The sequence below is a fragment of the Burkholderia sp. PvR073 genome, assembly GCF_054055695.1.
Window position 1 is genome coordinate 538,065 of the sequence record NZ_JBSRXO010000002.1, and the last position, 18,989, is coordinate 557,053.

The window sequence follows — 18,989 nt, forward strand, 5'->3', positions numbered from 1 at the left end:
CACTGCGAATAAATCGGATGATGCGAAGCATTCGATTGGTGAGCGTCGCCGCGCTGACAGCAGCATTGTTGTCTGGCTGTGGCATGTGGCAATCGGTGAAGACGACGACCGCCGACATGACGCGCGCGATTTTCGTCGCGAAGGTCAAGCAGATGAATCTCGTGATCGAAAGCCGTTCCGCACTCAACCCGAACGAGCTAGGGCAATCGTTACCGGTTGTGATGCGCGTCTACCAGTTGAAGGATGCGAAGGTCTTCGAGAAGGCAGCTTACAGCCAGCTGCTCGATGATGACAGAGCGTTACTGAGTGCCGATCTGCTCGGCAGTCTGGAGACCACGCTTGCGCCTGACGCCACGGTGAAACTTTCCGCGCCAATGGCCGACGACGTGCAAGCAGTGGGTGTCGCGGGGTTCTTTCGTGATCAGGCGGGTGCCGAGTGGCAACTCGTGATTCCGAAGTCGCAATGGAAGAAGGCAGATCCCATCAAGCTGGTCGTAACGGGCAACCGAATGGAACTGATGCCATGAACAGGGTACCGCGAGGATGGAATGAGCCGCACATTGAACGTCCGGATTTTGTTTTTCGATTCAAGTCGCAAGCCCGACGACCTCAATAGCTGAAGCTCATGCCCGAATGACGATCGACCGTCACTCCGGCAAATCCCATTGACTCGCATCCCGCTCGATCCCACCCGTACTCAGCCGCTCGATTTTCTCCATCCGCTGCCGCGCCAGTTCGGGAAGCCGGTTCGTCACGCCGATCACCAGCGCTTCGGCAAGCGCGAGCGCGGGCACGTTCGTCTGCAGCATCGCGAACGGGCGTCCCTGGATCCGCAGCACGATCTCGGCGAACGCACTGATCGGCGAGCGCCATTCGTCGGTAATCAGCAGCACCCGCACGCCGAGCCGGTGCGCAGCCTGCGCGAACCGGATGCTGTCCTTCTGATAGCGGCGAAAATCGAAAATGACCAGCACGTCGGCGGGCCCCATGTCCGTCAGCGTGACCGACGCGAGATTCACGTTCGGCTCGACGTACTGCACATGCGGGCGCGCATACGCGAGCGTGAAGGAAAACAGCGACGCGAGCGGCGCGGTGTAACGCCCGCCGCCGCAGAACACGCGGAGATCCGGATCGGCCAGCAGCGTCACCGCTTCGTCGAACGCCGCCGCGTCGAGCTCGTCGATCGTCGTGGCGAGCGCTTGCGAGAGCCGCTGGAAGATCGCCGAATTACTGTCGCGCATTCCCGATTCCGAGTGGAACGCGTCCATCCGCGCGAGCGGCGAATTCATCGCGGTGTCGATCTCGTCGTGCAACGCCTGCTGGAACGACGAGTAGTTCGGAAAGCCGATCCGCACGACGAAGCGAAACACGGTCGGGTCGCTGACTTCGGCTTGCTTCGCGAAGCTCGCGATCGGCCCGAGACCGAGGCTCGGATAGCGATCCAGCAGCGCATGCGCGACCTTCTGTTCCGACGGCGTGAAGCTATCCATCTGGGATAGCAGCAACGCCCTGATGCTTGTCCCCATCGGGCACTCCGGCTTGCTCGTATCTGAATGACAAACGGCAGACCTGTGTCTGCCGGCGACTCCATGCATGTTAGCCCATCGACGGCCCGCGGGCCGTATGCGACTCCACACTAGAGGGCCGCATCGCCTCCGCTCTGATCATTCACATGTGTAATAAAACAAACATCCGAAGCGACTGCGAACACGTCAGATATAGCGGAATAGTTCAGTGATAACCCTAGTTTTTTGAATAAAAACCCCGGTGATATGATCGCGGCCTCGCCGGAATGTATTGTTCATTACATGCCGGATCAGTAGCGTTGGTCAGCCCTCGCGGCCGGTCGCGCATCCCGGCATGGCCCGGTTATTCGTCTGGAGGATTCCGTCATGAGGCGGCTTGTAGTACTCACCCTGTTGTCGGCCATGAGCGCGTGCGCGCTCGCCGCTTCGGAACCCGCTGTGGAAGCGAAGAACGGCATGGTCGTGTCGTCGCAGCATTTCGCGTCGCAGATCGGCGTCGACATCCTGAAGAAAGGCGGCAACGCGGTGGACGCCGCCGTGGCGGTCGGCTACGCGCAGGCCGTGACCAATCCGTGCTGCGGCAACATCGGCGGCGGCGGCTTCATGACCGTGCACCTGGCCGACGGCCGCGACCGGTTCATCAACTTCCGCGAGACGGCGCCGGCCGCGGCATCGGCGAACATGTATCTCGATGCGCAGGGCAACGTCATTCCGGACGACAGCCTGTACGGCTATCGCGCGGTCGGCGTGCCGGGCACGGTCGCGGGTCTCGACCTCGCGCAGCGCAAGTACGGCAAGCTGACGCGCAAGCAGGTGATGGAGCCGGCGATCCGGCTCGCGCGCGACGGCTTCGTGCTGACGCGCGGCGACACCGACATCCTCGACACGACGATCGAGCGCTTCAAGAAGGATCCGGAAGCCGCGCGCATCTTCCTGCGCCCGGACGGCACGCCGCTGCAGCCGGGCGACCGCCTGGTGCAGAAGGACCTGGCGCGCACGCTCGAGCACATCGCGGAGCAGGGCCCCGAGGCGTTCTATCACGGCGAGATCCCGAAGATCGTCGAAGCGGCCGCGAAGCGCGGCGGCGGCCTCATCACGGCAGCCGATTTCGCGTCGTATCGCGCGCAGGACATCGCGCCGCTGACCTGTACGTATCGCGGCTACGAGTTCGTGTCGGCGCCGCCGCCGAGCTCGGGCGGCGTGACGATGTGCGAGACGCTGAACGTCCTCGAAGGCTATGACCTGCGCAAGATGGGCTACCAGTCGGCTTCGGTGGTCCACTACATGACCGAGGCGATGCGCCATGCATACGAGGATCGCAACACGCTGCTGGGCGACCCGAACTTCATCGACAATCCCGTCGCGAAGCTGACGAGCAAGCAGTATGCGGCCGAGATCCGCAAGCAGATCAGCGGCGAGACGGCGACGGCGTCGGTCGACGTGCAGCCGGGCGTCGGCGTGCACGAGAAGCCGGAGACGACCCACTATTCGATCATCGACCACGACGGCAACGCGGTGTCGACCACGTACACCGTCAACGGCCGCTTCGGCGCCGTGGTGATCGCACCGGGCACGGGTTTCTTCCTGAACGACGAGATGGACGACTTCACCGTGAAGGTCGGCGCGCAGAACCTGTTCGGCCTCGTGCAGGGCACGCGTAACTCGATCGCACCGGGCAAGCGCCCGCTGTCGTCGATGGCGCCGACGATCGTGAAGAAGGACGGCAAGGTGTTCATGGTGGTCGGTTCGCCGGGCGGCTCGCGCATCATCACGATCACGCTGCAGACCGTGCTGAACGTGATCGACTACGGGATGACGCCGCAGGATGCGGTCGGTGCGCCGCGCGTCCATCATCAATGGCTGCCGGACGAGGTCTATTACGAGACCCGCGGCCTGTCGCCCGACACGCTCGCGATCCTGCACAAGATGGGCTACAAGATGGTCGAGCAGACGCCGTGGGGCGCCGCCGAGCTGATCATGGTCGGCCTGCCCGGCACCGAAGCGGCGAGCCGCCAGAGTTCGGGTAACGACTCGTCGGTATCCGGCAACGTGCGCGTCGGCTACATCTACGGCGTCAACGATCCGCGCCGCCCGGCCGGATCGGCGATCGGATACTGATCGGGTACTGACCCGATCCGATTTGATCGCATCACGCTGAACGGTTGCAACCGGCGTTCGCCATCGCGCGAGCGCCGGGGCAGCGACAGGGCGCATGACCGGCCCGCAACGCACGCCGTGGCACGGCACCGGCGCGGCGTTTTTTTCTTCCATTCCTGCACCGTGCGTCGAGTACCGTTATGAACAAACGAATGTCTGCGGCAGTCTGGATCCTGCTCGCAATGGCGGCCGGCATCTTCATCGGCTACATGATCTACACGCAGTTTCCGGACAAGCAGTCCGCGACGGAAATCGCCGGCTACATCTCGCTCGTGTCCGACGTGTTCCTGCGGCTGATCAAGATGGTGATCGGCCCGCTGGTGTTCTCGACGCTCGTCGTCGGCATCGCGCACATGGGCGACGCATCAGCGGTGGGGCGCGTGTTCGTGAAGGCGTTCGGCTGGTTCGTCACCGCGTCGCTGATTTCGCTGCTGCTCGGGCTGCTGATGGCGAACCTGCTGCACCCCGGGGAAAACCTCGGCCTGCCGCTGCCTGACGTCGGCGCATCCGCGCATCTCGCGACGTCCAAGTTCACGCTGAAGGATTTCGTCAGTCACATGGTGCCGAAGTCGATCGCCGAGGCGATGGCGAACAACGAGATCCTGCAGATCGTCGTGTTCTCGATGTTCTTCGGCGTCGCGCTGTCGGCGCTCGGCGAGCGCGGCAAGATCCTCGTCGCCGCGATCGACCAGCTGGCGCACGTGATGCTGAAGATCACCGGCTACGTGATGAAGCTCGCGCCGCTCGCGGTGCTGGCCGCGATGGCGTCGACCGTCGCGATCAACGGGCTGTCGATCCTGCTGAAGTTCGCGGTGTTCATGGGCGACTTCTACGTGAGCCTGTTCCTGCTGTGGAGCACGCTCGTGGTCGCCGGCCTGCTGTTCCTCGGCCGTCGTGTGTTCAAGCTGCTGGCGCTGATCAAGGAAGCGTTCATGCTGTCGTTCGCGACCGCCAGTTCCGAAGCCGCGTACCCGAAGATCCTCGACGCGCTCGACCGGTTCGGCGTGCGGCGCAAGATCTCCAGCTTCGTGATGCCGATGGGCTATTCGTTCAACCTCGACGGCTCGATGATGTACTGCACGTTCGCGTCGCTCTTCATCGCGCAGGCATACAACATTCATCTGTCGCTCGGCACGCAGATCACGATGCTGCTGGTGCTGATGCTGACGTCGAAGGGGATGGCCGGCGTGCCGCGCGCATCGCTCGTCGTGATCGCGGCGACGCTGCACCAGTTCGACATTCCGGAAGCGGGGCTGCTGCTGATTCTCGGCGTCGACACGTTCCTCGACATGGGGCGCTCGGCCACCAATGCGGTGGGCAACTCGATCGCCAGCGCGGTGGTCGCGAAGTGGGAAGGCGAGCTGATGTCGGAGTCCGAAGCGAAGGCGCATGCCGCACATCTCGATGCGGAACTGGAACGGCAGAACGGCGATCCGGCCTATGGCGCCGGTCGGGCGACGTCCGCTTAAGCGGCGCACGCCTCGTCGAGGGACGCCGCCAGCACCATCGCGGCGGCGTTGCCCGGCGTCGAGCCGAGCAGTTGCGGCGCATAGACGCTGTCGCCGGGCGCGATCGGCCGCCCCGACAGCGCGCAGACGCCGCGCTTGCGCGTCGTGAACAGCCGCCACTTCTGGTAACCGTAGTGGCCGGTGCATGCGTCGCGCCACGAAATCATCACGGTGTCGGCGGTGGGTCGCTCGAGCACGCTGATCGTTGGCTGGCTCGTCGCGTCCCACGACGGCAAGCGGTCGCGCGTGACGCTGCGCCGGCGCGGCGCGGCCCATGAGACGGACGGCATGTCGAAGCTGCCGATCGCGGCGACGGTCCTGAGCCAGGCGGCTGCACTGTTGCTCATGTCTGCTTTCCTCGAAACGTTACGCAATGTATCAAGACAGGCGGATGCGCGGCTGCACGCAGCCGTTGATCCGTTCGGCGATCCACAGCAGCGTCGCCTTGGGGAACCCGTGCAGCGCCTGCTGGTGCCGCCGGTACAGCATCAGATGGCTGAACTGGGCGAAACGCCCCTGGATGAAGCCGCCGCGGAAGAACCCGAATTGCCCGAGCGTGCCGAATGCGTCGTAGTCGCTGATCGACACGAGCGCGCCGAAATCGTGGAACGCGAATGGCGGCAACGGCTTGCCGTCGAGCCACGCGGGCAGGTGTTTCGCGAGATGCTCGGCCTGCTGGGTCGCGACCTGCGCGGTCGGCGGCAGCGGCCGCTCCTGGCCGTCAGGTTGCAGGCTCGCGCAATCGCCGATCGCGAACACGTGTTCGTCGGCCGTGGCCTGCAACGTGGGCCCGACCATGATCTGGTTCGCGCGGTTCGTATCGAGCCCGCCCAGCGCCTGCATGAAATCGGACGCCTTCACGCCGGCCGCCCACACCATCAAATCCGCTTCGGCAAACGAACCGTCGCCATAGTGGAAGCCGTTCGCATCGGCCGACGTGACGCGCGTCGACGTCAGCACGTGAATGCCGATCTGTTCGAGCCGGCGCTGCGCAGACGCGGAAATCCTCGGCGGAAACGCGGCGAGGATGCGCGGGCCGCTTTCGAGCAGCGTCAACTGCAGCCGCTCGCGCACCGTCGCATCGCCATACGCCTGCGCGACTTCCAGCAGCCGGCTCAGCTCCGCTGCCAGCTCCACGCCCGTCGCGCCCGCACCGACGATCGCGACGCGAAATGGCTCGTCGCGCGCGATGCTGCGGAACACGCGCATCCGCAGCGCTTCGTTGAAGGTTTCGGCCTGCTGCTGGCTGTCGATGAAGTAGCAGTGCTCGCGCACGCCCGGCACGCCGAAATCGTTGGCCTGGCTGCCGAGCGCGAGGATCAGCACGTCGTATTCGAGCTCGCGCGCGTCGAGCAGGAGTTCACCGTCCGGCGAGCGGATCTCGCCGAGCTGCACGCGGCGGCGCGCGCGATCGAGCCCCTTCAGTTCGCCGGGCTGGTACGTGTAGCCGTGGTCGCGCGCGTGGGCGAGGAAGATCACCTGCTGTTGCTGCACGTCGCGCGTGCCGGCCGCGATCGTGTGCAGCATCGGCTTCCACACGTGGGTCGGGCTGCGGTCGACGACGGTGACCTGCGCGCGCCCGCTACGGCCGAGGCGTTCGCCAAGGCGGGTCGCGAGCTGCAAGCCGGCGATTCCGCCGCCGACGATGACGACGCGGGCAGGAGAAGTAAGGGTTGTCATGGATAAATCATCACGTGATGAATAAGGTATGATCCTAGCGCTTCCCGGCTTCGCGTGTCAACGGAGCGGGGCGGCGGCCCGGCTCCGGCTCCGGCGACGCGAAATCGGGGCACGAACACGGGCATTCGAATCAATCAACAGGAGCAGGAATACGTGGCTGAAGTCACTGAGTGCGCGCCATCGAAGCGGCGTACGCGCGGGCGGCCGCTGGCGGACGCGTCCGTCGGTCCGGACGTGATATTGCGGGCGGCGCGCCGCACGTTCGCGAAGCGCGGCTACGATGCGACGAGCGTGCGCGAAGTCGCGCGCGAGCTGGGCATCGACGCGGCGCTGATCGCCCATCATTTCGGCACGAAGGAAACGCTGTGGCTGGCGGTCGTCGAGCAGATCGCCGAGCTGGCCGAGCCGATGTTCGATGCATTGCGCGCGCTGCGCACGTCGTCATTGCCGCATCGCGAGCGCGTGCGGCGCGCGATCGAGCTGTGCGTCGATCACGAATTCGACGAGCCGGACATCGGCATGTTCTTCTCGACCGCGGCGACCGAGGAGGGCGCGCGACTCGACCGGCTGCGGGAGCGGATCGTGCGGCCGTATCACGACGCGATGTTTCCGCTGCTGGCGGAGGCCGTCGACGCCGGCGCGATTCGCCCGGTCGATCCGGATGTGCTGTTCTTCATGATCGCGAGCGCGGTCGGCACGACGGTGTCGTATAGCCACCTGATTCTCGAGTTCACGTCGTTGCCCACGCGGCAGGATGCGTTCCGGCAGGCCGTGCTCGACGTCGCGCTCAACTTCCTGCTCGACTGAGCGCCGTGCGCGCGACGCGCGCCATCACGTCGCGATCACGTCGCAGCCACCAGCCCCAGCGTGCCAACCGCGTGCCGCGCGGTGTCGCGCAGCGCGTCGACGAGCGGCGACGGCGTCCGGTACGCGATCGCCAGTTCGTACGCGAGCGGGCTGCCCGCGCCGGTCAGTTCGCAGAACGTAATGCCTTGCGGCTGCATCGGCACGAACAGGCGCGGCATCAGCGCGACACCGATGCCGCCCGCGACGAGTCCGGCCGTCGTCTGCATCTGGCGCGGCTGCTGGACCACCCGCGGCGCGAAGCCGGCCTGCGCGCACGCCGTCACGATCCGAGCATGCATGCCGGGCCCGTGATGCGTGGCAAACAGCACCCACGGTTCGTCCGCCAGCTCGGCCAGCGTGATGCGGCGGCGGCGCGCGAGCCGGTGGCCGTCGGGCAGCGCGGCGACCATCCGGTCGCGCAGCAGCGGCTCGACGTGCACGTCGCCGGCATCGGCCACCGGCAGCACGACGAGGCCGACATCCGTGCGGTCCTGCCGCAGCGCGAGCACCTGCTCGGCGGTCGTACCTTCTTCCAGCTGGAAATCGACGTCCGGATGCCGTTCCTGGAACGCGCGGAGGATCAGCGGCAGCAGCGCGTTGACCGTGCTGTCGACGAACCGCAGCCGCAGCGTGCCGCCCAGGCCGGCGCCGGCGCGTCGCGCCACGGCCACCGCACGCTCGGCCTGCTCGAGCGCGCGGCGCGCTTCGAGCAGGAATGCATCGCCGGCCGGCGTGAGCGTCGCGCCGCGGTTGTCGCGTTCGAACAGGGCGACGCCCAGCTCTTCCTCGAGCTTGCGGATGGCCGCACTGAGCGGCGGCTGCGCCATGTGCAGGCGCTCGGCGGCGCGCCGGAAGCTGAGCGTTTCGGCGACGGCAATGAATTGCCGGAACTGGCGCAAATCGATCATTGCGATACCTTTCGCGTATCGGATGGTCATCGAATTCGTATTTTACCTATCGCCGTGCATTGTCCAGACTGCCAATGTCATCAATCGTCAACACCGAGGCAAGGAGGGCAGGTCATGACAGGCAGCGAACGGCAACGTACGGCAATCGTCACGGGCGGGTCGAGCGGAATCGGCTTCGCGATCGCGCGCCGGCTGGTGGAGGATGGGTATCGCGTCGCGATCGTCGGGCGCGACGCGGGACGGCTGGAGGCGGCCGTCGCCCGGCTCGGCAACGCGGCGATCGGGCAGGCGGCCGACCTGAGCGTGCGGCGCGACGCGGCGTCGGCGGTCGCCGCGATCGTCGCGCGGTGGCCGCGCATCGACGTGCTGGTCAACAACGCGGGGCTGACGGGGCGGGTCGGCGCGGACACCGAAGCGGGCGACGCCGAAACCGTATGGGATGCCGTCCTCGCTGCGAACCTCAAAAGCACGTTCATCACGACGCTGGCCGTGCTGCCGCACCTGGCCGAGCGCGCCGCGCGGATCGTGAACATCGGATCGATCGCGGCGCGCGCCGGCAGCCTCCTGCCGGGCGGCCTCGCATATGCGGCGGCGAAGGCGGGGGTCGAAGGGTTCACCGTCGCGCTGGCGCGCGAGCTCGGGCCGCGCGGCGTCACGGTCAATACGGTCGCGCCCGGCTATATCGCCGAGACGCGCTTGTTCGGCGATGCCGGCGTCGCACCGGCCATCGCGGCGACGATCCGCGAGCAGACGCCCGTGGGACGCGCCGGCCATCCGGACGACATCGCGGACGCGGTCGCATGGCTCGCCGGGCCGCGCGCGGCATTCGTCACCGGCGCGACGATCGCGGTGAACGGCGGCTGGCGGGTCGGGTGACGCGCAAAGGCGGCGCGGCGCCGCGCGTCGCGCCGGCCGCGTGCGTCAGTCGAGATCGGGCGGCGTATCGCCGAGCCAGCGCCGCGCGCCGGGGCCGTTGCGCCCCGCGCGATCCTCGGGATTGGTCAACTTGCAGCGCTTCAGCGACAGGCAGCCGCAGCCGATGCATTCGTCGAGGTTGATGTAGAGCCGCTGCAGCTCCTCGATCCGGTTCGCGACGCGCTGCTTCCAGCCGCGCGACAGCCGCTGCCAGTCCTTGTTGGTCGGCGCGGTGTCTTCCGGCAGGCTCACGAGCTGCTCGGCGATCTCGTCGAGCGAGTAGCCGATCTTCTGCGCGAACACGATGAACGCGATCAGCCGCAGCACCGCGCGCGAATAGTGGCGATGGCTCGAGCCGTTGCGGTGCGACTTGATCAGCCCGCGCATCTCGTAGAAGCGCAGCGTCGACGCCGGCACGCCGCTGCGCGCGGCCACTTCGCGGATCGACATCAGCGGCCATTGCGGGGTTTCGTCCATACCCATGACGCCCTCTGGAAAAGCTTGACTTGAAGTTAACTTTAACTTTTATGCTACGCGGCAGTTTAACCCGTCGCGAGGCATCATGCTCCCCTTATCCCTACGCAGGACGTCGCCTTTGGGCGCGGCCTGCGCACTGCTGCTGGCGTTGTCGGGCTGTCACGACGGCAAAGGCGAATCGTCGGCTCATCCTCTTCCCGAAGTCGGCGTGACGACCGTCGCGCCGCGCACGATCCGCCTCGCGGACGAATTCAACGGACGCGTCGAAGCGGTCGACGCAGTCGAGCTGCGGCCGCGCGTGAGCGGCTATCTGCAACGCGTCGCGTACAAGGAGGGTGACCTCGTCGCGCAGGGCGCCGTGCTGTTCGAGATCGATCCGCGTCCGTACCGGATCGCGCTGGATCGTGCGAACGCGCAGCAGCAGCGGGCGCGCGCAGCGGCGAGCCTCGCGAACGTGCAGCTCAAGCGCGTGCAGACGCTGATCGATGCGCATGCGACTTCCCAGGAGGAGCTCGACAACGCGCGTGCGAGCGCCGAGCAGGCGCGCGCCGATCTGCAGGCGGCCGACGCGGCCGTCGCCGACGCGAAGCTCAATCTCGGCTTCACCGAAGTGCGCGCACCGATCGCGGGCCGCGTCGGCCGCGCGATCGCGACCGCCGGCAACCTCGCGCGCGCGGACGACACGCTGCTGACGACCGTCGTGTCGCAGGATCCCGTCTACGTGTATTTCGACTGCGACGAGCAGAGCTACCTGCGCTACAACGCGCGGCGCGCCGATCCGAAGCATCGTGCGATCGGCGCCGATCCGGTGCGCGTGGGCCTCGCGAACGAGACGGGCTTTCCGCACGCGGGCACCGTCGATTTCCTCGACAACCGGCTCGATCCGCAAACCGGCACGATCCGTGCGCGGGTGCGGCTGTCGAATGCGGACCATACGTTCACGCCGGGCCTCTATGCACGCGTGCAGCTCGTCAGCGGCCGCGCGCAGGATGCGCTGCTCGTCGACGACAAGGCCGTGCTTACCGACCAGGATCGTAAGTACGTCTACGTGATAGGCGCCGGCGACAAGGCGCTGCGTCGCGACGTGACGATCGGCCGCGAGCTGGACGGCGAGCGGATCGTCGAGAAGGGGCTGCAGTCGGGCGATCGCGTGGTCGTCGACGGCGTGCAGCGGATCTACTATCCGGGCGCGCAGGTGAAACCGAAGGCACTGCCCGTGCGCGCGGATGCGGGCACCGGCACCGGCCCGGACAGCGGCACGCAGGCCGTGGCCGATGCCGGCGCGCCCGCTGCGCGGTAACGGGAGACATGCGATGGATTTCTCCCGATTCTTCATCGACCGGCCGATCTTCGCGGTCGTGCTGTCGATCGTCATCTTCGCGATCGGCCTGATCTCGATTCCGATGCTGCCGGCCGGCGAATATCCGGAAGTCGTGCCGCCGAGCGTCGTCGTGCGTGCGACGTACCCGGGCGCGAACCCGAAGGAAATCGCCGAATCGGTCGCCGAGCCGCTCGAAGAGGCGATCAACGGCGTCGAAGGCATCATGTACATGAAGTCGGTCGCGGGCTCGGACGGCAGCCTGCAGGTCGTCGTCACGTTCCTGCAGGGCGTCGATCCCGACACGGCCGCCGTGCGCGTGCAGAACCGCGTGAGCCAGGCGCTGTCGCGCCTGCCCGACGAGGTGCGCCAGTATGGCGTGACCACGCAGAAGCAGTCGCCGACGCCGCTGATGTACGTGAGCCTCTATTCACCGGACAACAGCCGCGATTCGCTGTACCTGCGCAACTACCTGACGCTGCACGTGAAGGATGAGCTGTCGCGCCTGACCGGCATCGGCGACGTCGGCGTGTACGGCTCCGGCGACTATGCGATGCGGCTCTGGCTCGACCCGAACGGGCTGGCATCGCGCGGGCTGGCCGCGAGCGACGTGATCGCCGCGGTGCGCGAGCAGAACGTGCAGGTGTCGGCCGGCCAGCTCGGCGCGGAGCCGTCGCCGAACAAGAACGACTTCCTCGTGTCGATCAACGTGCGCGGCCGGCTGCGCACGGTGCAGGAATTCGGCGACATCGTGCTGCGCAACGGCGACGACGGCCAGGTCGTGAAGCTGTCCGACGTCGCGCGCATCGAGCTCGGCGCGGGCGACTACACGCTGCGCTCGTATTTCAACGACAAGCATTCGGCCGTGGTCGGCATCTTCCTGTCGCCGGGCGCGAACGCGCTCGAGGTCGCGAAGGCCGTGTATGCGAAGCTCGACGAACTGTCGAAGCGCTTCCCGCCCGGTATCGCGTATCGACCGGTATGGGATCCGACCGTGTTCGTGCGCGAATCGATCCGCGCGGTGCAGCACACGCTGATCGAGGCCGTCGTACTGGTCGTGCTCGTCGTGATCCTGTTCCTGCAGACCTGGCGCGCGTCGATCATTCCGCTCGTCGCGGTGCCCGTGTCGGTGGTCGGCACGTTCGCGTGGCTGTACCTGCTCGGCTATTCGATCAACACGCTGACGCTGTTCGGGCTCGTGCTCGCGATCGGGATCGTCGTCGACGATGCGATCGTGGTGGTCGAGAACGTCGAGCGCAACATTGCACGGGGGCTGAGCCCGCGCGATGCCGCGCACCAGGCGATGCGCGAGGTGTCGGGCCCGATCGTCGCGATCGCGCTCGTGCTGTGCGCGGTGTTCGTGCCGATGGCGTTCATGTCGGGCGTCACGGGCCAGTTCTACAAGCAGTTCGCGGTGACGATCGCGATCTCGACGGTGATCTCCGCGATCAACTCGCTGACGCTGTCGCCCGCGCTCGCCGCCAAGCTGCTGCGTCCGCACGGCGCGCCGAAGGATGCGCTCACGCGTGCACTCGATCGCGCATTCGGCTGGCTGTTCCATCCGTTCAACCGCTTCTTCGAGCGCAGCTCCGATCGCTATCACGGGGTCGTCGGGCGCACGCTGAAGCGGCGCGGCATGGTGTTCGCGGTTTATGCGGCCCTGCTCGCGGCGACCGCGCTGCTGTTCAACGCGGTGCCGGGCGGCTTCATCCCCGTGCAGGACAAGCTGTACCTGTTCGCCGGCGCGAAGCTGCCGGAAGGCGCGTCGCTGGCGCGCACCAGCGCGGTGACCGAGCAGATGACGAAGATCGCGCTCGGCACCGACGGCGTCGAGATGGTGCCGGCGTTCGCGGGGCTGAACGCGCTGCAGGGCGTGAACACGCCGAACATCACGAACTCGTACGTGATCCTGAAGCCGTTCGACCAGCGGCACCGCAGCGCCGCGCAGATCAACGCGGACCTGAACGCGCGCTTCGCGGCGATCGGAGGCGGCATCACCTATGCGCTGATGCCGCCGCCGATCCAGGGCCTCGGCAACGGTTCGGGCTACTCGCTGTACCTCGAGGATCGCGGCGGGCTCGGCTACGGCGCGTTGCAGAACGCACTGAGCGCGTTCCAGGCGGCGGTCGCGAAGACGCCCGGGATGAGCTATCCCGTCAGCGCGTACCAGGCGAACATCCCGCAGCTCGAGGTGAAGGTCGACCGGCTGAAGGCGAAGGCGCAGGGTGTCGCGCTGACCGACCTCTTCAACACGCTTCAGGTGTATCTCGGCTCGATGTACGTGAACGACTTCAACGCATTCGGCCGCGTGTACCGCGTGATGGCGCAGGCCGACGCCGGGCACCGGCAGACGGCCGCCGACATCGCGAACCTGCGCACGCGCAACGCGAAGGGCGAGATGGTGCCGATCGGCTCGATGGTGACGGTCGCGCCGGCGTACGGGCCGGACCCGGTCGTGCGCTACAACGGCTATCCGGCTGCGGACCTGATCGGCGATGCCGATCCGAAGGTCATGTCGTCGTCGCAGGCGATCGCGAAGCTGCAGCAGATCGCGAAGGACGTGCTGCCGCCGGGCATCACGCTCGAATGGACCGACCTCAGCTACCAGCAGGTCACGCAGAGCAACGCGGCGATCGTTGTGTTCCCGCTCGCGGTGATGCTCGTATTCCTGGTGCTCGCGTCGCTGTACGAGAGCTGGACGCTGCCGCTCGCGGTGATCCTGATCGTGCCGGTCTGCATGTGCGCGGCGCTGTTCGGCGTATGGCTGTCGGGCGGCGACAACAACGTGTTCGTGCAGGTCGGGCTCGTCGTGCTGATGGGGCTTGCGTGCAAGAACGCGATCCTGATCGTCGAATTCGCGCGCGAGCTCGAAATCCAGGGCAAGGGCGTGATCGAAGCGGCGCTCGAAGCATGCAAGCTGCGGCTGCGCCCGATCGTGATGACGTCGGTCGCGTTCATCGCGGGCTCGGTGCCGCTGCTGATCGGCGGCGGCGCGGGCAGCGAGGTGCGCGCGGCCACCGGCGTCACCGTGTTCGCGGGGATGCTCGGCGTCACGTTGTTCGGCCTGTTCCTCACGCCCGTGTTCTATGTGTCGATCCGCAAGCTCGCGGGCGGCACGCCGGCCGTCTGGAGCGAACAGCACGCCACCCTCGAAGGAGAAAACCGATGAGCGCCGCTTTCCGTCTTTCCGCGCTCGCGATGTCGGTGACGCTCGCCGCGTGCGCGGTCGGCCCCGATTTCAAGCGGCCCGACACGGCGAGTGCCGCGCGGTTCGCCCGCGACGCGCATCCCGCCACGCAGGATGCGGCGGCGCCCGATGCGTCGGCCGATGCCGATGCCGCATTCTGGCGCGGGTTCGGCGATCCGGCGCTGACACAGCTGATCGACACGGCGCTCGCGGCGAACCAGGACCTGCAGGTTGCCGTGTCGCGCTACGACGCATCGAATGCGTTGCTGTCGCAGGCCACGTTCGACCGCTATCCGACCATTACCGCGAGCGGGCAGATCGGCCATCAGCTGATGAGCAAGGACCAGGCGTTCGGCGCACCGCGCAGCCAGCGCGACACGCCGACGTCCAGCGTCGGGATCAATGCGGCGTGGGAGCTCGACCTGTTCGGTCGCGTGCGCCGTTCGATCGAATCGCAGCGTGCGGAAACGGCTGCCAGCGCGGCGGACGTACGCGCGGTGCGCGTCGCGATCGCCGGCGAGGTGGCAAGTACGTACGTCGATCTGCGCGGCTCGCAGGAGCGGCTGCGGATCGCACGCGAGAATGCCGACAACCAGAAGCAGACGCTCGCGCTGATCAATGCGCGCGTCGGCGCGGGGCGTGGCTCCGAACTCGACGCGGCGCGTGCGCGCGCGCAGTATGAATCGACGACGTCGCGGATCGCCGTGTACGAAGCCGCGATCGGCGTCGACGAGCATCGGCTCGCGGTGCTGACGGGGCAGACGCCGGACGCGCTGATCGGTCGTTTCGATACGCCGAAGGGCGCGCCGGCGCCGCTGCCGGCGCTTGCCGCGGACATCGATCCGGGCACCCCGGGCGACCTGCTGCTGCGGCGCCCGGACGTCGCCGCCGCGCAAGCGCGGCTGCACGCGGCGACCGCGCGCGTCGGCGTCGCAACGGCCGACCTGTTCCCGCGCTTCACGCTGGCGGGGCTGCTCGGCAGCGCGACCAGCAGCTACGGGTTCTTCCGCGCGGGCAGCGACACGAACCTGATCGCGCTCGGCATCGACTGGTCGTTCCTCGACGTCGGCCGTGTGCGCGCGCGGATCGCAGCGAGCGACGCGGAAGCCGCGGGCCAGCTCGCGCAGTATCGGCAGACCGTGCTCGGCGCGCTGGAGGAAACGGAGAACGCGCTGCTGCGCGTCGCGCGCACGCGCGACGAGACCGCCCATCTGGTGCGTGCCGCGGACGATAGCGCGCGCGCCGCGCAGCTCGCGCAGACGCGTTTCTCGGCCGGTGCGATCGACTACTACGAAGTGCTCGACGCGCAGCGAACGCTGCTGCAGGCGCAGGACGCGGCGGCCGACGGGCAGATGCGCAGCGCGACGTCGACGGTCGCGCTGTACAAGGCGCTGGCGGGTGGCTGGCCGTCGGGACCGGCGCAGGCAGCGTCGGGTCCGCTGGCGCGCTCGGGCCAGTAGGACGCGCGGCTTCGGGGCGGGCGGGGCATTGCGTCCGCCCGCCGCGCGGCTGACTCCGCATCGCGGGCTCGGCGCTCACGCACCCCGTTGCCGGCCCCAGGGCGCCGCATGGATTGATTGCAGTCGATGCGGCGCCGATCGCACTGATCGGCACGATCGCGATCGCGTTCATCTTCGTCGGCCGTTTCTGGTTCAACCTCGTCGAAAGCGTCGCGACGTTCTCGACGTTGATCGACACGTTCAGCTGCCCGTGGATGGCGATCATGGTGATCGGCTACGTGACGCGCCGCGGCTTCTATCTCGCGGACGACCTGCAAGTGTTCAACCGCGGGCTGCGCGGCGGCCATTACTGGTTCACGCACGGCGGGAACCTGCGCGCGATGGGTGCGTGGTTGCCGGCGGCGTTCGTCGGGCTGTCGTTCGTGAACCTGCCGGGCCAGTTCGTCGGGCCGCTCGGCAACCTCGCGGGCGGTCTCGATCTCAGCGTGCCGGTGTCGCTGGCGGTCGGCGGGTTGCTCTATTTCGTGTTGCTGATGGTGTATCCGGAAGCGGAGGGCGTGTACGGTCCGCGCGGCCGCTGCTTCGTGCGCGGTGGCAAGCAGGCCACGCGCGGTGTCGGCGCCCCGGTGATCCAGCCGAAGGGGTACTGAGCGCCGCGTCGCGTGTCGGCTGCGGTGCGGATCAGTGGAACGTGCTGCCCGCGAGCATCCCGCCGTCGACGATGAATTCCGAGCCCGTGCAGTACGCGGATTCGTCGGACGCGAGGAACAGCACGAGGCTCGCGACTTCGTCGGGTTTGCCGATCCGTGCGATCGGCAGCCCGCTATAGATCGACGACGGGTCGAGATCCGCGTATTCCGGCGGGCGCGCCATCACGGTATCGATGCCGCCCGGGTGGACCGAATTCACGCGGATTCCGTAGTGACCGAACTCGAGCGCGGCGGCCTTCGTCATCCCGCGCACCGCGAACTTGCTCGACACATACGCGCTGCCGCCGGCCACGCCTTCCATCCCGGCCGTCGACGACACGTTGACGATCGAGCCGCCGCCCGCGTCCTTCAGCGCGGCCAGCGCCGATTTCATCCCGAGCCAGCAGCCGACCTGGTTCACGTCGATCACCTTGCGATAGTCGTCGAGCGAACAGGATTCGATCGGCACGAGCTTCAGGATCGCCGCGTTGTTCACGAGGATGTCCAGCCGCCCGAAATGCGCGAGCGTTGCATGCACGGCGGTGTGCCAGTCGTCTTCGTTCGTCACGTCGAGATGCTGGTAGCGCGCGGCGTCGCCGAGTTCGGCCGCGACGCGGCGGCCCGCGTCGTCCAGCACGTCGGCGATCACCACACGTGCGCCTTCGGCGACGAACCGGCGTGCCTCCGCTTCGCCCTGGCCGCGGGCGCCGCCCGTGATCAATGCCACTTTGCCTTCGAGTCGTTTCATCGTGTTTGCTCCTTTGAGTGAAGGGGGACGCGCTCGGGCCCGCTCATGCGGCGGCCGACGCGTCGATGATGCGGACCGGATCGGCGCCGTCCCATGTGCGCGCTTCGGCGATGCCGTGCGCGATCATGGCGCGCATGCCGGCGCCTTCGATCACTTCGACGCGCACGCCGGGATCGTCGGCGTCGTCGAGATAGGCGACGCGCGTGGCCGGGTTGCGCGCTTCGAATACGACGCGCATGCCGCGTTCGGTGAGCCGCGTCACGGCGGCATCGAGATCGTCGACCACCCATGCGACGTGGTGCAGTCCCGCGAGTGGTTGCCCGTGCGCGTCGCGGTACGGCGACGGCGCGTCGTTCGTCACGTGGATCAGTTCGATCTGCAGATCGCCGCGATACGCGAGCGCGACGTCCATCGTGACCGTCACCGCTTCACCGAGATAGCGGCCGTCGAGGCGGACGTGGCGGAACACGGTCCACGGGCCCGCGTCGTGACGGGCCTGCCAGCGCGCGATGCTGCGGTCGAGATCGGCGACCACATAGCCGATCTGGTCGATGGGGCCGAGGACGGGGTCGTTCATGGTGTCTCCGTGGCGGGGCGCACGAATGCGCGCGGCGCCGTTCGGTGCGGATGCGGCATGCGATGAGTGACGGCCATGATGGCAACAAAGCCGGGGCTGCGTGCCACCCAAACGGATTAGCTTCGGGGTCCGGATTGCGCCGGATGTCGTACGGCGCAGCGACGATGCGGGCGCGCGAGGTGATGAAGAAGGGAGGGGCGATCCGCGCGCTATGCCGTGCTCGGCCCCGGCTGTATGCATTTGCCGGGGCGGCATTGGATGATTGGGTTATCCGAACGTTTCGAGGGTGCTGCTCGCGCGCGCGTGGTTGCGAAGGGGGCAACGTATGCGTGGCGATCGCGGCTTGAGGCGCGCGATCCATCGTGATTGGGGCGCGTGCGATCGGCTGCCGTCTGGAGCCGGTTCGGGCGCCGATTAGCCGCCTCGCACGCCGGCGCGCCGGCGCGCCGTCCTGCCGTCGAACGGCGCCGGGTTGTCCGCCGTACGGTGTTGCGCCGACCGAAAGCCGGCGCGGGCGACCGCCTAACGCCAGGTGCCGTCGACGTAGACCCACACCGGCCCTTGGCGCCGCCAGTAGCCGGGCACCCACCGACGCCCCGGGCGCCGCGCGACCCAGCGGCCGGACACCCATATATAGTGGCCGCGCTGCCAGCGCCAGTAGCCGTCGGTCCAGACATAGCCGTGCGGCCGCGGCGGCGGCGGCGGCGGCCGGCGATCGTGCCGCGGTGCCGGCGGCGCGAAGCGCGGGCGATCGGGATAAGGCGGCCTGCCGGGCCCGTGGTTCGGTCCGGGCGGCCGGTATCCCGGCGGTGCGGGCTGAGCCGAGGCGGTACGCAGCCAGCCGCCGGTGGCCGCGACGGCGGCGGTCAGTCCGATGGCGCGCAACAACGAGCGTCGATTCATCGCGGGTCCTCTTATATGTAGTCGGGTCCGCCGTACATTAGCCTCCCGGTCTCGTGGCCGGGTTACGCAGGCCGTTAAGGCTGTTACTGC

At 67.6% G+C, this 18,989-nt stretch carries 16 protein-coding genes and 1 pseudogene; 9 read left to right on the forward strand and 8 right to left on the reverse strand.

The features are described from left to right. Window positions 1–17 precede the first annotated feature (17 nt). Window positions 18–527: a type VI secretion system lipoprotein TssJ gene (tssJ, locus tag ACVK00_RS09630; RefSeq protein WP_354123277.1), complete on the forward strand. Its 510-nt coding sequence runs from the start codon at window positions 18–20 to the stop codon at window positions 525–527. 120 nt (window positions 528–647) lie between these two features. Here tssJ and ACVK00_RS09635 read toward each other — a convergent pair whose 3' ends face one another. Beyond that, window positions 648–1,526 (reverse strand): MurR/RpiR family transcriptional regulator, encoded by an 879-nt coding sequence (locus ACVK00_RS09635; RefSeq protein WP_284891430.1) that lies wholly within the window; start codon window positions 1,524–1,526, stop codon window positions 648–650. Between the two features lie 366 nt (window positions 1,527–1,892). Here ACVK00_RS09635 and ggt point away from each other — a divergent pair, with 366 nt between their 5' ends. Continuing rightward, window positions 1,893–3,644 (forward strand): gamma-glutamyltransferase, encoded by a 1,752-nt coding sequence (ggt, locus tag ACVK00_RS09640; RefSeq protein WP_284891429.1) that lies wholly within the window; start codon window positions 1,893–1,895, stop codon window positions 3,642–3,644. Window positions 3,645–3,823: 179 nt separating this feature from the next. Then, complete coding sequence (locus tag ACVK00_RS09645) at window positions 3,824–5,152, forward strand: dicarboxylate/amino acid:cation symporter (protein ID WP_228908065.1); 1,329 nt, start codon at window positions 3,824–3,826, stop codon at window positions 5,150–5,152. Here the strand turns inward: ACVK00_RS09645 and ACVK00_RS09650 are convergent. Together ACVK00_RS09650 and ACVK00_RS09655 are read right to left on the reverse strand one after the other, a co-directional pair. After that, on the reverse strand, window positions 5,149–5,538 hold the full coding sequence (locus ACVK00_RS09650; RefSeq protein ID WP_228908064.1) for a DUF3331 domain-containing protein: 390 nt from the start codon (window positions 5,536–5,538) through the stop codon (window positions 5,149–5,151). The two genes, ACVK00_RS09645 and ACVK00_RS09650, sit on opposite strands and share 4 nt — an antisense overlap. A 31-nt stretch (window positions 5,539–5,569) precedes the next feature. Further along, entirely contained in the window at window positions 5,570–6,871 is a 1,302-nt protein-coding gene (locus ACVK00_RS09655; protein WP_354123278.1) for an NAD(P)/FAD-dependent oxidoreductase, read from the reverse strand. A gap of 153 nt (window positions 6,872–7,024) precedes the next feature. Between ACVK00_RS09655 and ACVK00_RS09660 the strand changes: the two genes are divergently transcribed. Beyond that, window positions 7,025–7,678 carry a TetR/AcrR family transcriptional regulator gene (locus ACVK00_RS09660; RefSeq protein ID WP_284891427.1) on the forward strand — a complete coding sequence of 218 codons (654 nt, stop codon included), beginning with the start codon at window positions 7,025–7,027 and terminating at the stop codon, window positions 7,676–7,678. Between the two features lie 35 nt (window positions 7,679–7,713). Here the strand turns inward: ACVK00_RS09660 and ACVK00_RS09665 are convergent, their stop codons facing one another. Continuing rightward, window positions 7,714–8,625: a LysR family transcriptional regulator gene (locus tag ACVK00_RS09665; protein ID WP_284891426.1), complete on the reverse strand. Its 912-nt coding sequence runs from the start codon at window positions 8,623–8,625 to the stop codon at window positions 7,714–7,716. Window positions 8,626–8,739: 114 nt separating this feature from the next. Here ACVK00_RS09665 and ACVK00_RS09670 point away from each other — a divergent pair, with 114 nt between their 5' ends. Next, the gene (locus ACVK00_RS09670; protein WP_284891425.1) at window positions 8,740–9,501 is read left to right on the forward strand and encodes an SDR family NAD(P)-dependent oxidoreductase; all 762 of its coding nucleotides are present in this window, start codon (window positions 8,740–8,742) and stop codon (window positions 9,499–9,501) included. A gap of 45 nt (window positions 9,502–9,546) precedes the next feature. Here ACVK00_RS09670 and soxR read toward each other — a convergent pair whose 3' ends face one another. After that, window positions 9,547–10,023: a redox-sensitive transcriptional activator SoxR gene (gene soxR / locus ACVK00_RS09675; protein ID WP_175699326.1), complete on the reverse strand. Its 477-nt coding sequence runs from the start codon at window positions 10,021–10,023 to the stop codon at window positions 9,547–9,549. A 79-nt stretch (window positions 10,024–10,102) separates the two neighbouring features. Between soxR and ACVK00_RS09680 the strand changes: the two genes are divergently transcribed. From ACVK00_RS09680 to ACVK00_RS09695, 4 genes and pseudogenes are all read left to right on the forward strand, one after another. After that, the gene (locus tag ACVK00_RS09680; RefSeq protein WP_284891424.1) at window positions 10,103–11,317 is read left to right on the forward strand and encodes an efflux RND transporter periplasmic adaptor subunit; all 1,215 of its coding nucleotides are present in this window, start codon (window positions 10,103–10,105) and stop codon (window positions 11,315–11,317) included. A 13-nt stretch (window positions 11,318–11,330) separates the two neighbouring features. Further along, the gene (locus ACVK00_RS09685) at window positions 11,331–14,504 is read left to right on the forward strand and encodes an efflux RND transporter permease subunit (protein ID WP_284891423.1); all 3,174 of its coding nucleotides are present in this window, start codon (window positions 11,331–11,333) and stop codon (window positions 14,502–14,504) included. Then, on the forward strand, window positions 14,501–15,982 hold the full coding sequence (locus ACVK00_RS09690) for an efflux transporter outer membrane subunit (RefSeq protein ID WP_284891422.1): 1,482 nt from the start codon (window positions 14,501–14,503) through the stop codon (window positions 15,980–15,982). The genes ACVK00_RS09685 and ACVK00_RS09690 overlap by 4 nt, the downstream gene beginning before the upstream one ends. Before the next feature lie 143 nt (window positions 15,983–16,125). Next, window positions 16,126–16,632: pseudogene (locus ACVK00_RS09695) on the forward strand (cytosine permease); the annotation flags it as partial. A gap of 31 nt (window positions 16,633–16,663) precedes the next feature. Here the strand turns inward: ACVK00_RS09695 and ACVK00_RS09700 are convergent. The 3 genes from ACVK00_RS09700 to ACVK00_RS09710 form a co-directional block, all read right to left on the reverse strand. Further along, window positions 16,664–17,419, reverse strand: coding sequence for a glucose 1-dehydrogenase (locus tag ACVK00_RS09700; RefSeq protein WP_354123279.1), 756 nt, complete (start codon window positions 17,417–17,419; stop codon window positions 16,664–16,666). Window positions 17,420–17,462: 43 nt separating this feature from the next. Further along, complete coding sequence (locus tag ACVK00_RS09705; RefSeq protein ID WP_284891420.1) at window positions 17,463–17,996, reverse strand: VOC family protein; 534 nt, start codon at window positions 17,994–17,996, stop codon at window positions 17,463–17,465. Window positions 17,997–18,518: 522 nt separating this feature from the next. After that, window positions 18,519–18,899, reverse strand: coding sequence for a hypothetical protein (locus ACVK00_RS09710; RefSeq protein WP_284891419.1), 381 nt, complete (start codon window positions 18,897–18,899; stop codon window positions 18,519–18,521). Between the last annotated feature and the right edge of the window lie 90 nt (window positions 18,900–18,989).

Coding starts and splice junctions, on each gene's coding strand:
- ACVK00_RS09690 (WP_284891422.1), top strand. CDS start 14,501: ATGAGCGCCGCTTTCCGTCTTTCCGCGCTCGCGATGTCGGTGACGCTC.
- ACVK00_RS09680 (WP_284891424.1), top strand. CDS start 10,103: ATGCTCCCCTTATCCCTACGCAGGACGTCGCCTTTGGGCGCGGCCTGC.
- ACVK00_RS09645 (WP_228908065.1), top strand. CDS start 3,824: ATGAACAAACGAATGTCTGCGGCAGTCTGGATCCTGCTCGCAATGGCG.
- ACVK00_RS09670 (WP_284891425.1), top strand. CDS start 8,740: ATGACAGGCAGCGAACGGCAACGTACGGCAATCGTCACGGGCGGGTCG.
- ggt (WP_284891429.1), top strand. CDS start 1,893: ATGAGGCGGCTTGTAGTACTCACCCTGTTGTCGGCCATGAGCGCGTGC.
- ACVK00_RS09705 (WP_284891420.1), bottom strand. CDS start 17,996: ATGAACGACCCCGTCCTCGGCCCCATCGACCAGATCGGCTATGTGGTC.
- tssJ (WP_354123277.1), top strand. CDS start 18: ATGATGCGAAGCATTCGATTGGTGAGCGTCGCCGCGCTGACAGCAGCA.
- ACVK00_RS09650 (WP_228908064.1), bottom strand. CDS start 5,538: ATGAGCAACAGTGCAGCCGCCTGGCTCAGGACCGTCGCCGCGATCGGC.
- ACVK00_RS09700 (WP_354123279.1), bottom strand. CDS start 17,419: ATGAAACGACTCGAAGGCAAAGTGGCATTGATCACGGGCGGCGCCCGC.
- soxR (WP_175699326.1), bottom strand. CDS start 10,023: ATGGGTATGGACGAAACCCCGCAATGGCCGCTGATGTCGATCCGCGAA.
- ACVK00_RS09685 (WP_284891423.1), top strand. CDS start 11,331: ATGGATTTCTCCCGATTCTTCATCGACCGGCCGATCTTCGCGGTCGTG.
- ACVK00_RS09665 (WP_284891426.1), bottom strand. CDS start 8,625: ATGATCGATTTGCGCCAGTTCCGGCAATTCATTGCCGTCGCCGAAACG.
- ACVK00_RS09655 (WP_354123278.1), bottom strand. CDS start 6,871: ATGACAACCCTTACTTCTCCTGCCCGCGTCGTCATCGTCGGCGGCGGA.
- ACVK00_RS09635 (WP_284891430.1), bottom strand. CDS start 1,526: ATGGGGACAAGCATCAGGGCGTTGCTGCTATCCCAGATGGATAGCTTC.
- ACVK00_RS09710 (WP_284891419.1), bottom strand. CDS start 18,899: ATGAATCGACGCTCGTTGTTGCGCGCCATCGGACTGACCGCCGCCGTC.